The sequence below is a fragment of the Rhodococcus phenolicus genome (genome assembly GCF_001646785.1).
GTDB lineage: Bacteria > Actinomycetota > Actinomycetes > Mycobacteriales > Mycobacteriaceae > Rhodococcus > Rhodococcus phenolicus.
Genome location: NZ_LRRH01000067.1, coordinates 33,295 through 48,297 on the forward strand (window position 1 = coordinate 33,295; position 15,003 = coordinate 48,297).

The 15,003-nt window shown below is 67.8% G+C and carries 10 protein-coding genes; 5 read left to right on the forward strand and 5 right to left on the reverse strand.

All coding sequences use genetic code 11. The annotated features are described in order from the left end of the window. Positions 1-32 precede the first annotated feature (32 nt). The gene (locus tag A8G15_RS19070) at positions 33-1,508 is read left to right on the forward strand and encodes a UDP-N-acetylmuramoyl-L-alanyl-D-glutamate--2,6-diaminopimelate ligase (protein ID WP_082900014.1); all 1,476 of its coding nucleotides are present in this window, start codon (positions 33-35) and stop codon (positions 1,506-1,508) included. Between the two features lie 124 nt (positions 1,509-1,632). Here the strand turns inward: A8G15_RS19070 and A8G15_RS19075 are convergent, their stop codons facing one another. Further along, positions 1,633-2,133 (reverse strand): hypothetical protein, encoded by a 501-nt coding sequence (locus A8G15_RS19075; protein ID WP_068163084.1) that lies wholly within the window; start codon positions 2,131-2,133, stop codon positions 1,633-1,635. A gap of 137 nt (positions 2,134-2,270) precedes the next feature. On the opposite strand from A8G15_RS19075, the gene A8G15_RS19080 reads away from it, so the two are divergent. Continuing rightward, entirely contained in the window at positions 2,271-4,427 is a 2,157-nt protein-coding gene (locus A8G15_RS19080) for a DUF6924 domain-containing protein (protein ID WP_156665467.1), read from the forward strand. A 129-nt stretch (positions 4,428-4,556) separates the two neighbouring features. Further along, positions 4,557-5,984: a hypothetical protein gene (locus tag A8G15_RS19085; RefSeq protein ID WP_068163090.1), complete on the forward strand. Its 1,428-nt coding sequence runs from the start codon at positions 4,557-4,559 to the stop codon at positions 5,982-5,984. Between the two features lie 92 nt (positions 5,985-6,076). Here the strand turns inward: A8G15_RS19085 and A8G15_RS19090 are convergent, their stop codons facing one another. Together A8G15_RS19090 and A8G15_RS19095 are read right to left on the reverse strand one after the other, a co-directional pair. Continuing rightward, positions 6,077-6,730, reverse strand: coding sequence for an alpha/beta hydrolase family protein (locus A8G15_RS19090; protein WP_068163093.1), 654 nt, complete (start codon positions 6,728-6,730; stop codon positions 6,077-6,079). Further along, positions 6,727-7,089, reverse strand: a complete 363-nt coding sequence (locus A8G15_RS19095) for an Imm51 family immunity protein (protein ID WP_068163096.1) — start codon at positions 7,087-7,089, stop codon at positions 6,727-6,729. The genes A8G15_RS19090 and A8G15_RS19095 overlap by 4 nt, the downstream gene beginning before the upstream one ends. 108 nt (positions 7,090-7,197) lie before the next feature. On the opposite strand from A8G15_RS19095, the gene A8G15_RS19100 reads away from it, so the two are divergent. Continuing rightward, positions 7,198-8,922, forward strand: a complete 1,725-nt coding sequence (locus A8G15_RS19100; RefSeq protein ID WP_156665468.1) for an alpha/beta hydrolase — start codon at positions 7,198-7,200, stop codon at positions 8,920-8,922. Between the two features lie 82 nt (positions 8,923-9,004). Here A8G15_RS19100 and glgX read toward each other — a convergent pair whose 3' ends face one another. Together glgX and A8G15_RS19110 are read right to left on the reverse strand one after the other, a co-directional pair. Then, positions 9,005-11,308 carry a glycogen debranching protein GlgX gene (gene glgX / locus A8G15_RS19105; RefSeq protein ID WP_068163098.1) on the reverse strand — a complete coding sequence of 768 codons (2,304 nt, stop codon included), beginning with the start codon at positions 11,306-11,308 and terminating at the stop codon, positions 9,005-9,007. Between the two features lie 114 nt (positions 11,309-11,422). Further along, the gene (locus A8G15_RS19110; RefSeq protein WP_068163101.1) at positions 11,423-13,483 is read right to left on the reverse strand and encodes an acyltransferase family protein; all 2,061 of its coding nucleotides are present in this window, start codon (positions 13,481-13,483) and stop codon (positions 11,423-11,425) included. A 131-nt stretch (positions 13,484-13,614) separates the two neighbouring features. Between A8G15_RS19110 and A8G15_RS19115 the strand changes: the two genes are divergently transcribed. Further along, on the forward strand, positions 13,615-14,901 hold the full coding sequence (locus A8G15_RS19115; protein ID WP_068163103.1) for an adenosylmethionine--8-amino-7-oxononanoate transaminase: 1,287 nt from the start codon (positions 13,615-13,617) through the stop codon (positions 14,899-14,901). The last annotated feature ends 102 nt before the right edge of the window (positions 14,902-15,003 follow it).

The window sequence follows — 15,003 nt, forward strand, 5'->3', positions numbered from 1 at the left end:
GGGAGGATGTGAGGATCGACAACCCGCGGTGGATGATGGCAAAGCCGCTGCACGAGGTGGCCCGTCGAATCGACAGTGAGGTCCGTCTCGTCGGTTCAGGCGGAGTCAACGTAACCGGAATTTGTCAGGATTCGCGTCGTGTTCGGACGGGCGAACTGTATGTGGCGTTGCCCGGACGTCGGCATCATGGGGCGCAGTTCGTCGTGGAGGCCGCACGTCGCGGCGCCGTTGCGATGCTGTCCGACCGGGCGTCGGAGGTGTTGCCGACAGTGGTGGTGGACGATCCGCGGCGGGTGCTCGGTCCATTGGCGTCGTGGATCTACGGATACCCGTCCACAGCGCTCGATGTGTACGGCGTCACCGGAACGAACGGAAAGACCAGCACCGCATACCTGTTGGACGCAGGACTGCGCGGGACGGGAGTCAGTACGGGAATGATCACGGGGATCAGCGTCAGGGGCGGTGACGGCGAGCGATCCGCGGCTCGGACCACTCCCGAAGCGTGTGACCTCCAGCAGACGCTTGCAGCGTTCACCGGAGCGCAGATCGGTGCCGTCGCGATGGAAGTTTCGAGTCACGGCCTTGCGCTGCACCGTGTCGACGGAACTCACTTCCGTGTCGGGGTATTCACCAACCTCGCCCGCGACCATCTCGATTTCCATCCCGACATGAACGCGTATTTCGCGGCCAAGGCCCGACTGTTCGCTCCAGAGCATTGCGCCGCCGCCGCGATCGGAATCGACGACGACTTCGGACGCCGCCTTGCCGCCACCGTCCTCGTGCCACGCTTGACGTTCTCGACGACGACAATGGACGCAGACCTCTACGCGCACGGGATTCACGCCGACGAAGGCGGCACGTCGTTCACCCTCTACGGGGCAGGAACAGCCAAACCGGTGCGACTGCGGTTACTGGGACCCCACCAAGTCGACAACGCACTGGCCGCGCTGACCGCACTCGTGGCGCGGGGCGGCGTCGATCTCGATGCGGCGATCGACGGAATCGAGCGCCTCGAGACCGTGCCGGGGCGCCTCGAACCCGTCGATGCCGGACAGCCGTTCCTCGCGTTCGTCGATTACATGCACAACACCGCCGGGCAGCGACGCCTTTTCCCCTATCTTCGGTCCCTGACCGGCGGGAAAATCATCGCCGTCGTCGGGGCGACCGGGGATCGCGACCCCGGCAAACGCGTCCCTCTCGGAGAGACCGCGGCTCATTTTGCCGACACCGTCATCGTCACCGACGAGAGTCCCTGTTTCGACGACGCGCAGCAGCTGCGCAACGATGTTGCGCGAGGTGCACGCAAAGGAGGAAACGCCGAGGTGCTCGTCCTGCCGGACCGCACGGAGGCGATCGCCGCGGCGGTGGCGTGCGCCGGCCGCGGCGATGTCGTGGTGGTCGCGGGACGAGGACACGACCGGGTGCAGGTGTACAACGGAGACCGTCGCATTTTCGATGACCGCGTCGTACTCCACAACGCCCTGACACAGCTCAACACCTCTGAATGACATACGCAGCCACAGTGGTCCGTCCAGCGCACACCGGACCGCGAACGGGTCGTTCCCGGGCCTCTCATCAACCCGAGGCGCGTGACACGAAACGGAGCCGGCAGCACGGTCGGTAGTGCGAGTGTCACCTCGGTGCGCGGCCGACCGGTACCGCCAGGGCATCGGCTCCGGCGCGCACGCGGAACGGGTCGAGTTCTCCGCGCTGGCGCTCGGCACGCTCGATCAGTTCATCGAAGTCGATGTCGGGAAGCCGCCGATCGAGGCCCGCGAGGTCACGCAGAGTCGTCCACAGCTGTTTCTTGCCTTCGATCCCCATCGTGAGAAACTCCAACTCGGTGAAGCGGCTGAGCGGGGTGTAGCCACGCATCTGTCCGTTGGGTTTCATTCGCCCCACCCGTTCGGCGCTTATCGCCAGACCGGTCTTGATCGGATTGGCCCGGACCCCCAAGCGATGCATCATCGTGCGGAAGGTGTCGACGTCCTCGGCGATACCTTCCGAAACATGCGCGAGTGCGTTACCGAGCTCGGTTCCGGAATTCTCACGTCGGGCCCGCCGCGCCATTTCCCGCCACAGCACCCCGAGGGCGAGCTGATCATTGAGATAGATGCGAAGAAACTTCTCCATAGCCGATCGACTACCCTCGATGTACAGGACGAAACCCCGTGAGTACCCGCGCGGTCCCGGCATTGTCCCCCGGTCGGCTCCGGACCGGACGTATCTCCTGCCTCCCTGTCGAGCGGACCGTCGGGTACGTTCCGATCATGACGCCGACGTGGGAACATGTCCGAGGTTCGAACTACGCCACGATGGGCCGCACCGCTCGCGGGATTGTCCACCGACCGGACGGATCCTGGAATCTCGTGTGGCACGCCCCCGAGGCGGCCTGGCGCTACGAGAACGAGTCCGGTGAGCCCACTTTCATCGAGAACACCACCGACAGATGGTCACGCGGCGAGGACGGCACAATGGTGCACGCCGTCAAGTCTCCGAACACCATGTACGCGACCGTGGGTATTGCCTCGCCGTCGTTTCTTCTACGCGCCTACGACGTGTTCCCCACCAAGGCAACTCGCGGATTCGACGACCAGCGATTCGTCGGACCGAGCGCCCCCAGGCCGGTCCGCGTTCGTGACCGTGACGGTTGGGAGGTGAGCGCCTTCGACCGGCATGCGAACACAACGGTCACCTATGTGTTCGACGCGGAACTCGGTATCGCGTTGCGGTGGCAACGGGGTGAGGACTGGATGGAACTCGAGAACCCCGGTCTCGACGACGCATTCGAACCCTCCTTGTTCACATGGACAGGACCGTCGCGCCAGGCAGAGGATGATTTCGCGAAAATCCATCGCGAGCAGGAGGAACGTCAGCGCGCGCTGGCCGGGATTCCTCGGGCGCTTCCGACGTGGCTGCCGATGACGACGAACGTACAGCCGCAATCCGGCGATGCCCGCACCGGCGAACTGAGTGTGTCGATCAGCGGGCATGCACCGCAGTTCACACTGCGCCGATGGGTGAGCGCGATCGGCGAACCGAAACTCGAGTGGCCGAACGATTCGACACCGGAACGTTACCGCCGGTCCATCGGTGTCTGGACATACGAGATCCGCAGTCACCAGGAGATCGACCGGGACGATTGTGCTCGGATCGTGGACTCGATCGTGCCGGTGGACCCACCTGATCGCGATCCCGCCCGGATCACGGCCGAACTGGCCGCCGAAGAGCACGAGCGCCGTGAGGCAGAGGTGCTCGCCACCCTTGGAACAGGACGAGTCCTCACCGACCATCTCGGAGGCGAGTCGCTGCTGATCCGTGCCGACTTCACCGATGACGCCGCCTGGCGGGACGCTGCAGTCGCAGCCATGGCTCCGGTACCGCAGGGAGGCGACACCGAATTCTCCGCCTACCTCACCTGTATCGACAATCCGGAGAACGACGGGCTGGCCGTCGACGCGCTTCTCGACGCAATCGGTGAATCTCTGCTCCACTACGCGTTCCTCGTCGACGCCGAGACCGTGAGCAACCCGGAGATGCCCATCGTCGCCGTCTACACCGGGCCCGACGAACCGGAACGGTCTCGCGGAAGAACCTTCCGAGTCGTTCCCTCCGAGATGTGGGGTGTGGAGAACAACCTGTCGATCGCGAACATGGACTTCGAATCCTTCGCGGACAGTGTCGACGAGGACGGGGTGTTTCGCGGTTTCCCGGAACCCGTGCGTCCCGTCGAGGAAGTGACCACCCGTGAGATCGCGGACTGGATCGCAGGCCATCCGGACACGGAGGTCCTCCAGGAATTCCATGTCCAGATATCCGGGCGGAAGTATCGCTATCCCGTGTCGTTGTTCGAGGTCGACCTGGCAGAGGTTCATGCTCACACCCGTGACGCCGAACATGGCACACGCGCAGCGCTTCTCGGCTACGACGAGTTCCTCGCTGCGACGTCGGGTGAAGGACAAGCGCTGCGCGGAACCATACCGACGCACAATGGCTACTGGACATTCGTCCTCGACCGGAACTCATATCGGCCGATCGCGGCCTACCACATCACGCACGCACCCTACGTACCTCCCGCTCCGCAGGACGGAGTGGCGCAACCGATGAGGTTCGAAGTGCCGTTCGTGTGCACTGAACCGGTGTCTTTTTCGATGCTGACCGAGGACGACGACCTGATCGACCGCGACGTCGTGCAGCGGGCCGTTCTGGCCGAGGCTGCGCGACTGCACCCCGATGGCGACATCGTGGGCGGCGAACCAGTTCTGCAGCGGATTCCCCGTCTGGTGGGATTCAACATAGGCTGCCACGTGCACATCGACGGCCGGCCGGTGTTCTATGTGGCCATCGTGACCGATGTCCACGACGAGTTCATCGTCCAGGAAGTGCCACCCGAGGGGATGCGGGTAGTCGGCCCCGGTGAAGCCTGAACGATGGCTCCCTGCCCGGAGACCGGCTACACATCGGCCGGCAGGTCAGGCAGTGTCACCGCCGGAACCACCCGATCGAAACCCGGGACACGCGGGCCGGTCCGCGGCCATCATTCATCGGTGCCGATCATGCGACGGACCGTCGTCCCGTTCCTCGCCGCCGTCGCCCTGGCGGTCACGGGGCCTCCCGCGCTCGCACAACCGGCCTGGGGGCCGTTGGCGCCACCGAACCCGTACCTGGGACCGGTCGGCACGGCCACCATGCACGGCGACGCCGGGTCGTCCGATGCCACCCCGCTCGCCGGGCCCGGCACGGGACCGGTCGGAACTACCGGGATTCCGCTGCTGTCCGCGTGCCCGACCCTGCTCGAAGGGTCCGACGGGCGGGTGGTCGCGTTGTGCACCGCCGTCCTCGGTCGGAAGCCGACGGTACATCTGCTCGACGCAGGCAATTCCCGGTCGGTGGCCTCACTGGAACTGGCGAAGGGCAGCCTGCTCGGTGGTGTCTACGCCTTCCTCGACGATCGGAACCGCCTCGTTGCCGTCGACGGCAACCGGCAGCTGCAGCGCATCGGCCACACCGCCGACGACCTGTTCGTCGACTCCACGGTCGACCTGTCCGGGGCGGTTCCCGACGGCGACGCGGTGACCGGCCTGGTTCCCGACTGGTCCGGCAACGTCTGGTTCGCCACCCGGGGCGGCGTGGTCGGCGCGCTCGACCGGGCCGGGATCGCGCGGACCCTCCGGCTGCCCGCCGGCGAGCAGGTGCACAACAGCATCTCCAGTTCCCCGACCGGGGTGTCCGTGGCCACCACCCACGCCCTGTACCAGCTGTCCGCGGGTGCGGACGCCGTACCGATGATCGACTGGCGGCACACCTACGACCGCGGGTCCGCCCGCAAGCCGGGCCAGCTCAGTTGGGGCACCGGCTCCACGCCGACCTTCTTCGGCCCTGGCACCGGCCACGAGTACGTCGCGATCGTCGACAACGCGGACGCCCGGGTGAATCTGATCGTGCGTCGCGCCGACACCGGCGACGAGGTGTGCCGGGCGCCGGTGCTGACCGCTGGCGGCCCGGGCAGTGAGAACTCTCCGATCGGCGTCGGCAACTCGGTGTTCGTGGCGGGCACCTACGGATATCCGTACCCGACGGTGCCGGAGGGTGCAGGTCCGGCCGTGCCGGCGTCCGCGCCGTTCACCGGCGGCATGACCCGGGTGGACATCGACGGTTCCGGCTGCCACGTGGTGTGGGACAACACGGTGCGCAGCGCGGCGGTTCCGCACCTGTCGACCGTGGACGGCCACCTGTACACGGTCGTCCGGAAGGGGCAGCCGACCCCGACCCCGCTCGACGGATTCGCGTTCGCGGTGATCGACCCCGCCACCGGCGCGGTGGTCTCCGAGTCCGGTCAGCCCGGCACCATCGCCAACGACACCCTGCAGATGTCGGCGCTGATCACCTCGCGGGGCGACTACCTGCAGGGCACGATCAGCGGGCTGGTCCGGGTCCGGGCCGGTGACAGCGGCGGCATCGGCAGCGGCAGCGCGGGGCGCTGACCGCCCGACGACACGGCGGCGGGCCGCCCTCGTCTGCGCTGTCCATAGGGGTGAACCGGCCGGCAATCGCGAACGCCGGGATCGGATCGACGTCAGTGCGAGAGCGCCGCGACGGTACTCGTGCCCAGTTCCCGCAGGAACACAGTGTGATCCAGCATCGGGTCCGGTTCGACACCGGGCGGAAGCATGTCCATGAAATCGAAGTGCCCGGCCCGGGCGAACACCCGCGCATCGACCTGTCCGCACCCGCGGCGCAGGATCTCGATCGTCGCCGGTGGGGTGATCTCGTCGCGCTCGCCCATGAACACCGTGACGGGAACGGACACCGCGTCGAGTGCCCCCGGTCCGTGGAACCACCCGAGCGGAGGCGCGAACAGCACGAGCCTGCTCACCCGCGGTTCGGTGGGCACCGTGAGCGTCCGTCCCCCGCGGTCGCGTGGGACGGCGCCGGCCAGGCACAGCGCCGCCCAGCCGCCGATCGAGTGTCCCACCGCGAACACCGGAAGGTCGCCGTCGTCTCCACCGTGCTGCGCCAGCGCGTCCTGCAGGCTCCGGGGCCGTTCGAGCAGTTCCGCCGTGCTCGCCGAGTGGGGAGTGAACCGGGGATGGTGCGGTGCCAGCACACGGTGACCTGCGTCGGACAGCGCCTCGAGAACGGTTCGGTAGCGGGACGGATCCCCGCCGGAACCGGCAGCGAAAAGAACTGTGGAACGGGGGTTTTCGGGACCGAGAACGAGGACGCTCATCGCCCCTTCCGTTCGGCGGCCGCGGTGACGGCAGCATCGAGAACGTCGGCGTCGGTGACGAGGGCGTGCAACGTCGTCGCGGCCGCCAACAGCGCGTCGAGGTCGTTGCCGTACACGCTGACCGTGCCTGCTTCCGGATCGAAGCCGAGAGATCCGAGCGTGTCCGGGGCGGTGTCGGCGAGCACCGCGCGGAGGATGCCGCTGAATTCGTAGCCCGAGCCGTCGAGTCCGTGCTTGTCCAGTGCATCACGGTGGAGGTGGTATTCCGGCCCGCCGGGGTGGTAGATGATGCTCGGGCCGTTCGCGTGGGTCACGAGCCGGACCGGGCCGAGTGCGTCGAAATCTCCGGGTGTCGCCATGGCCGGAAACCTACCGAGCATCCCCGACACGTTGTGCGGGCCCGGCGGTCCCGGCCCGAAACCGAGCGCAGGAACCCGGTGCGGGCCATCATGTATGCGGAGGTAGCCATGGAGACGAAGGTCCCGTCCGATTCCGGGCCCGCTGAGGCCGATCGAACCGGTTCCGAAACCGACGACGAAGCGCCGAACGCGGCCGCCCCGCGTCGCAGATTGCTGTATGTCACCCTCCCGGGATGCTGGGGAGCGCTCGTCTTCGCGTGCCTGTCGTTCACCCCGTCCCTGCTCCCGCGCGGCGGGTTCCTGCAGGGCGTGCTGTGCGGGATCACGGCGGCGATCGGGTACGGGCTCGGCGTGCTCGTGGCGCGCGTGTGGCGGGCGTTCGCCGATCGCGATGCGAAGCGTCCGAGCCGGGGCGCGTGGCTGGCGTTCGCCCTCGTCGCCGTGGTGTCGTTCGCTCTCGCTTTCGGGCTCGGGCAGTACTGGCAGCACCGGATTCGAGAGTTGATGGGTGTCACCGAGTTCAACGTTCCGCTGGCGGTGCTGTCACCGGTCGTCGCGGCGCTGGTCTTCGCTCTCCTGATCGCGGTCGGGCGGGGTATCCGAGGCATGTACCGCTGGGCCGCGACGCTGCTCGATCGCTGGATCGGCCACGGCGCGGCGTCGGCGGTCGGCTGGGTGGCGGTGGCCGTACTCGTCTACGCGGTCGTCTCGGGTGTGCTGCTCGGCGGTCTCGCCGATCTCGCCAACTCGGCATTCTCGTTGCGCGACACGAAAACCCCGGACGGTGTACAGCAGCCCGCCTCGAGCCTGCGATCCGGTGGCCCGGAATCGGTGGTGCCGTGGGACACGCTGGGCCGGGAAGGGCGCGCGTTCGTCGGAGGCGGAGTATCCGCCGACGAGATCGGCCGATTCTCCGGCAGCCCTGCCGAGGAGCCGATCAGGATCTATGCCGGGCTGGGGTCCGCCGAGGACTCGGAGGCCCGCGCGGCGCTCGCCGTCGAGGATCTGAGCAGGGCCGGCGGCTTCCAGCGTGCCGACCTGCTCGTGGTGACCACGACCGGCAGCGGCTGGGTGGATCCGGCTCTCGTGGACGCATTCGAATATCTCACCGGCGGTGACGCGGCGACCGTGGCGATCCAGTATTCGTATCTGCCGTCGTGGATCTCCTATCTGGTCGACCAGTCGAAGGCTCGCGAAGCCGGACGGGACCTGTTCGACGCGGTCTACGAAGAGTGGTCGAAACTCCCGCCGGACAGTCGTCCGCGGCTGTTCGTCGCGGGGGAGAGCCTCGGCTCCTTCGGTGGGGAGACCGCCTTCAGCGGCGAGCACGACCTGAGCAACCGCACGGCGGGCACGTTGTTCGCCGGTCCGCCCAACTTCAACACTCTGTTCCGCGAGTTCAGCGATCGGCGCGAGGCCGGCACCCCGGAGGTCGAACCTGTCTACAAGGACGGACGCACGGTGCGGTTCACGAACGATGCCCAGAGCGGGATCCCGCCCGCGGGCCGGCCGTGGGACGGCAGCCGGGTTCTGTACCTGATGCACCCGTCGGACCCGATCGTGTGGTGGAGTCCGCATCTGATCCTGAACGAGCCGGACTGGATCGGTGAAGCACCGGGCCGGGATGTGCTCGAGGATATGGTCTGGATTCCGTTCGTCACGTTCTGGCAGGTCACGGCGGATCTGCCCTTCTCGACCGGGGTTCCGGGCGGCCACGGTCACAGGTACACGGCCGAGTACGTCGACGGTTGGAACGCCGTCCTGCAGCCTCCGGGGACGACGGCCGAGGACCTCGATGCCCTCCGGACCCTCATCGGCGGCGAGCAACAATAGCTCGAACGTCGCGGCCGGATGCCTCGTGCGCGTTTCCGGTAGCGGGTGCTACCGGAACCACGCACGGGGCACGGGGCGCCGGTCAGTGGCTGCGCGGCCGCCGGAGCACCAGCAGAGACCGTGCCTGGACCTGCACCGACTCGCCCGGAGCGACCGTCAGTTCGCGCAGGCCGTCGGCGCTGTCGGTGTCGAGTGCGACCGTCCACTCCGGATCGTCGCGCTCGCCGGACGTGACGAAGTCGATCGGCTCGTGATGGGCGTTGAAACACAACAGGAACGAGTCGTCGACGACGCGCTGCCCCCGCTGATCCGGTTCGGGAATGCCCTCGCCGTTGAGGAACACCGCGAGCGACCTGCCGAATCCGCTGTCCCAGTCCTCCGGAGTCATCTCGTCTCCGGCCGGGGTGCGCCACGCGATGTCGCGCGACTGGTCGCCGCTGCGGATGGGGCGGCCTTCGAAGAATCGGCGCCGGCGGAACACAGGGTGTCTGCGGCGCAACCGGATCACGTTGCCGGTGAACCCGAGCATGTCCGTGTCCACACTCTCCGGTGACCAATCCATCCACGCCAGCTCGTTGTCCTGGCAGTAGACGTTGTTGTTTCCGCGCTGAGACCGGCCGAGTTCGTCGCCGTGCGCGAGCATCGGGGTGCCCTGCGACAACATCAGCGTCGCCATGATGTTGCGCTGCTGCCGCGCCCGCAGCGCCAGGATCTCCGGATCGTCGGTGGGGCCTTCGACCCCGCAGTTCCACGACCGGTTGTGCGATTCCCCGTCGCGGTTGTCCTCGCCGTTCGCCTCGTTGTGCTTGTCGTTGTAGGACACCAGATCCGCGAGGGTGAACCCGTCGTGAGCGGTGACGAAGTTGATCGACGCGCCGGGCCTCCGTCCGGTGGCCTCGTACAGATCCGACGAGCCGGTCAGGCGGGACGCGAACTCGCCGAGGGTCGCCGGTTCGCCCCGCCAGTAGTCGCGAACCGTATCGCGGAACTTGCCGTTCCATTCCGTCCACAACCCGGGGAAGTTGCCCACCTGATAGCCGCCCTCGCCGACATCCCACGGTTCGGCGATGAGCTTGACCTGCGAGACGATCGGATCCTGTTGCACGAGATCGAAGAACGCCGACAACCGGTCGACGTCGTGCAGTTCCCGGGCCAGTGTGGACGCCAGATCGAACCGGAACCCGTCCACGTGCATCTCGGTCACCCAGTACCGCAGCGAATCCATGATCAACTGCAGGGTGTGCGGGTGGCGGGCGTTGAGGCTGTTGCCGGTGCCCGTGTAGTCCATGTAATGGGTCTTGTCGTCGTCGACGAGCCGGTAGTAGGCGGCGTTGTCGATACCACGGAACCCGATGGTCGGCCCGAGATGATTGCCTTCCGCGGTGTGGTTGTAGACGACGTCGAGGATCACCTCGATGTCCGCCTCGTGGAACGCGCGCACCATCGCCTTGAACTCGGCGACGACACCGCTGGGCTTGGGCGACGACGAGTACTCGGCGTGCGGAGCGAGGAATCCGAACGTGTTGTAACCCCAGTAGTTCCGCAGTCCCTGATCGAGCAGCACCTGGTCGTGCATGAACTGGTGCACCGGCATCAGTTCGATCGCGGTGACCCCGAGCTCGCGCAGATGGTCGATGATCACCGGATGTGCCAGTCCCGCATAGGTTCCGCGCAACTGCTCCGGAACGCCGGGATGTGTCGCGGTCATGCCCTTGACGTGTGCCTCGTAGATGATCGTCTCGTGATACGGCCGCCGCGGCGGGCGGTCGGTGGCCCAGTCGAAGAACGGGTTGATCACCACCGTGGTCATGGTGTGACCGAGCGAATCGAGTTGCGGGAACCCACCACCCTCGGCGGGCCGGTCGTCGGCCGCCTCGGTGGACTCGTCGGTCGCATCCTCGACCGAGGGCAGCGCGCCGTCGGCGTCGCCGGCCGCCGTGTCCTCGACGTCGTGCTGCTCGCCTTCGGCCGTGGCGGTCTGCGTGTCCGGTCCCGCGACCGCATACGAATACAGCGACGCGTCACCGTCGAAGGCGCCGTCGAACGCTTTGCCGTACGGATCGAGAAGAAGCTTGCTCGGATCGCAACGCAATCCCTGCTCCGGGTCGTACGGGCCGTGGACACGGTAGCCGTAGCGCTGCCCGGGCGAGACCATCGGCAGATACGCGTGCCACACGTACCCGTCGACTTCCTCGAGTTCGATGCGTGTCTCGGTGTTGTCACGGGCGATCAGGCACAGTTCCACCTTCTCGGCGACCTCCGAGAACACCGCGAAGTTGGTGCCGGCGCCGTCGTACGTGGCGCCCAGCGGGTAGGGTGTGCCCGGCCAGACCAGCATCTCCGCATCGGGGAAGTCACCGTGCGCAGTCGGTTCGCTGGGTTCCATGTCGGCAAGACTAATCGGCAAGCTGCCGGTCTTCGCGCCGGGCGGGACGGGCCGGACGGTGGAAGACCTCGGTGCCGGTCTGGTGACAGCGCGCGTTGTGAGAAAGCCGGAGCCTCACCACCACCCGGTGACCGCGCGCATCTGACGGCCCAGTTCGGGTGCCAGTGTGCGCACATAGGTGGTCGTGAGGTGGTCGCGATCGCGATAGATCAGGATGTTGCCCTCGACCGCGAGGCATCGTTCCGCGCGGCACACCACGTCGGACAGATCCAGCGGATGGACCGACGGAAGATGCGCGGCAGATTCCTGGGCCGGATCGACGGCGTCGAGTGCCTCGGTCCGGGCGACGCCGCACGCGTACGCGTCGCCGCCACGGGCGAGACAGTCCGAGGCGCGGTACGGGATGCCGTCGTCCTTCATCCACGGGGTGTCCCGGATCGCAAGGACGTCGCTGCCGTACGAGGTCAGTGTTTCCCACAATGCGACGTACCAGCCGGGCGTGTAGTCACCGGGACCCTCGCCTTCCTCGCGCGGCCGGGTCGAGGTGGTGAACACGTAGTCCGGTGGATCCGCCGCCAGTTCCGCGAGCACGTTCTTCGACCAGGTGTCACAGTCGAGGGTGACCGAGTCCTCGGTGAGCGGCGTCAGCGGATCCGAGAGGGGACAGCCCACCTTGACATACGTGTCCACGCGGAACCGGTGTTCCCTGCCGAGCAGATCCAGCGCGGGCAGCCAGTGCTCGGAATGGGAGCCGCCGGTGAGCACAATCCGCCGGCTCGCCGTCGGATCCCCGTAAGTGCAGGTCACGGCGTCGCGCTGTCCGTGCACGGCGATGCAGTCCTCGAGCGTGGTGGCAGGAAGATCGCGATCGGCGACCATCAGCGGCGGCTGCACCGGCGCGTCCACCGGATCGCTGTACGTGTCGAACACGGCGGCGCCGGGATAGACCTCGGCGGACAGGCTCGGCAGATCGGCGATGTGCCGGGCGGAACGGTCGACGTACTGAACCCACCCCACGGAGACGGCGGCGAGTGCGACGCCGACGGTCGTCAGGGCCGCGACGAGCGCGGTACGTGCCCGCGACGGCGTGCCCCTCCTGATCGGATCCTCCACCAGCCGGGTCGTGGCCTCGGCCAGCACCAACGACAGGGCGATCACGCCGAAACCGCCGATCACCCCGACGGTGAGACGGTCCCGCACGATCAGGTAGGTGATCAGGATCGGCCAGTGCCACAGGTACAGCGCGTAGGCGATCGAGCCGAGCCGCACCAGCGGCGCGGACGCCAGCAGGCGTGACACCGCCGTCGTCTGCGACACGCCGGTCACGACCAGCACCAGCGCGGCCCCGACCGGGACCAGGGCCCACGGTCCCGGGAACTGCGCGCGGCCGTCGAGCACCGCACCGCAGCCGAGGAACACCACGAGCGCGAGCACCGCGAGCGGCGCCGCCGCCCACCGCGGTATCCGCAGCCACGGCACCAGGCACACGAGCAATCCGCCGATCGTCAATTCCCACAGACGCGCGGCACTGTCGTAGTACAGCCACGTCTGCGACGCCGACGAGAACGCGGCATAGCCGAACGACGCGGCCGTGACCACGGCGAGCAACACAATGAGCGGCACCCGTGTGGGCACTCCGCGCCGCCGAAGTGCCCACGCCAGCGTGAACACCACGACGAGAGCGGCGAGGTAGAACTGGCCCTGCACGGCGATCGACCACAGATGCTGCAGCGGGCTCACCGACGGATCGGCCGCCAGGTAGTCGCTCGCGGTGCGCGCCAGATGCCAGTTCTGCAGGAAGGCCAGCGACGCGAAGGTCTGCTCGGCCGTCGAGAACCATCCCGTCGGTGGTGTCAGAACCACCTGGGCGGCAGTGATCGCGACCAGGACCAGCACCAACGGTGCCAGCAGCCGCCGACTCACCCGGCGCAGCACCGGCCGCGGATCGAGCGCCGCGGTGGACTCTGTAACGCGGAGCAGTGACCCGACGAAGAAGTATCCGGACAGCGCGAGGAACACGTCCACGCCACCGGAGACACGCCCGAACCACACGTGGAACACCACGACCAGACCGATCGCCAGGCCACGGAGGCCGTCGAGGTCGGCTCGGCGACCCGCCCCGACCGCACGGTCGCGGGCGGATTCTTGCGGTGGTGCTGACGTATCGACGGGCATCGATCTCCCTCTTGGGACGGTGGACTCGGCGGCGTGCGACGCCGAGCGATTCCTGTGACCGAGGCACACAGGTACGGCCGACCACCCTATGCGCTCGTCCCGCCGATCATGACACCGCCTACAGTCGGGGCGTGAATTCCCCGTCCCTGTCCGTGTCGCGTATCGCGGAACTCGACGCCGCACACCTGTGGCACCCGTACGGGGCGTTCCCGGCCTCCACCGAACCGCTCGTCGTCGACCGCGCCCACGGCACTCGGCTCGTTCTCGCCGACGGCCGCGAGCTCGTCGACGGAATGAGCTCGTGGTGGGCGGCGGTGCACGGCTACCGACACCCGGTGCTCGACGCCGCCGTCACCGAGCAGATCGGGCGCATGAGCCACGTCATGTTCGGCGGCCTCACCCACGAACCCGCGGCACGGCTGGCCGAACTGCTCGTCCGGATCACCCCCGACGGGCTCGACAAGGTCTTCCTCGCCGACTCCGGGTCGGTGTCGGTGGAGGTCGCGATCAAACTCGCGCTGCAGTACCAGCGTGCGCTCGGGCGTCCCGGGCGGCACCGACTCATGACGTGGCGCGGCGGCTACCACGGCGACACGTTCACCCCGATGAGCGTGTGCGACCCCGAGGGTGGCATGCACTCGATGTGGACCGACGTACTCACCCGGCAGGTGTTCGCCCCCGCGCCGCCGCGCGACTTCGATCCCGCCTACGTCGCCGAGTTCGAGAAGACCCTGATCGAGCACGCCGGTGAACTCGCCGCGGTGATCGTCGAACCGGTCGTGCAGGGCGCCGGTGGCATGCGCTTCCACGATCCCGCCTACCTGCGGGAGCTGCGTCGCATGTGCGACGAGCACGGACTGCTGTTGATCTTCGACGAGATCGCCACCGGGTTCGGCCGCACCGGCGAACTGTTCGCCGCCGACCACGCCGCGGTCACCCCGGACATCATGTGCATGGGCAAGGCCCTCACCGGTGGATACCTCACCCTCGCCGCGGTCCTGTGCACCTCGGGGATCGCCGAGGTGATCAGCGCCGGGGAAGGTGGCGGGGTCATGCACGGCCCGACGTTCATGGGCAACCCGCTGGCGTGCGCGGTCGCGGTCGCGGCGGTCGAGTTGCTCCTCTCGCGCGACTGGCGATCCGAGATCGCGGCCCTGAACACCGGTCTCGAGACGGGTCTGGAACCGGCGCGGGAGCTGCCGGAGGTGACCGATGTGCGGGTGCTCGGCGGTATCGGTGTGCTCGAACTCGCCGAACCCGTCGACATGCGCGCCGCCACAGACGCCGCGGTCGCGGCCGGGGTGTGGCTCCGGCCGTTCCGGAACCTGATCTACGCCATGCCCCCGTACGTGTGCACCGCCGACGACGTCGCCGCGATCACCGGCGGAATGGTCGCGGCGGCGCGGTCGCGGACCTGACCGGACCTGTCCGCGCGGCGGCCGGCCGAGATCGGGCAACCACCGACCCCGAACCCGGGGGTCGAGGTCCGCGTCTGGCCACTTGAACGCTGTTCAAGTATG

Bases quoted from the DNA above. Each gene is read 5' to 3' on its own strand.
- A8G15_RS19110 (WP_068163101.1), bottom strand. From the start codon at position 13,483: ATGCCCGTCGATACGTCAGCACCACCGCAAGAATCCGCCCGCGACCGT.
- glgX (WP_068163098.1), bottom strand. From the start codon at position 11,308: ATGGAACCCAGCGAACCGACTGCGCACGGTGACTTCCCCGATGCGGAG.
- A8G15_RS19100 (WP_156665468.1), top strand. From the start codon at position 7,198: ATGGAGACGAAGGTCCCGTCCGATTCCGGGCCCGCTGAGGCCGATCGA.
- A8G15_RS19080 (WP_156665467.1), top strand. From the start codon at position 2,271: ATGACGCCGACGTGGGAACATGTCCGAGGTTCGAACTACGCCACGATG.
- A8G15_RS19085 (WP_068163090.1), top strand. From the start codon at position 4,557: ATGCGACGGACCGTCGTCCCGTTCCTCGCCGCCGTCGCCCTGGCGGTC.
- A8G15_RS19070 (WP_082900014.1), top strand. From the start codon at position 33: ATGATGGCAAAGCCGCTGCACGAGGTGGCCCGTCGAATCGACAGTGAG.
- A8G15_RS19075 (WP_068163084.1), bottom strand. From the start codon at position 2,133: ATGGAGAAGTTTCTTCGCATCTATCTCAATGATCAGCTCGCCCTCGGG.
- A8G15_RS19095 (WP_068163096.1), bottom strand. From the start codon at position 7,089: ATGGCGACACCCGGAGATTTCGACGCACTCGGCCCGGTCCGGCTCGTG.
- A8G15_RS19090 (WP_068163093.1), bottom strand. From the start codon at position 6,730: ATGAGCGTCCTCGTTCTCGGTCCCGAAAACCCCCGTTCCACAGTTCTT.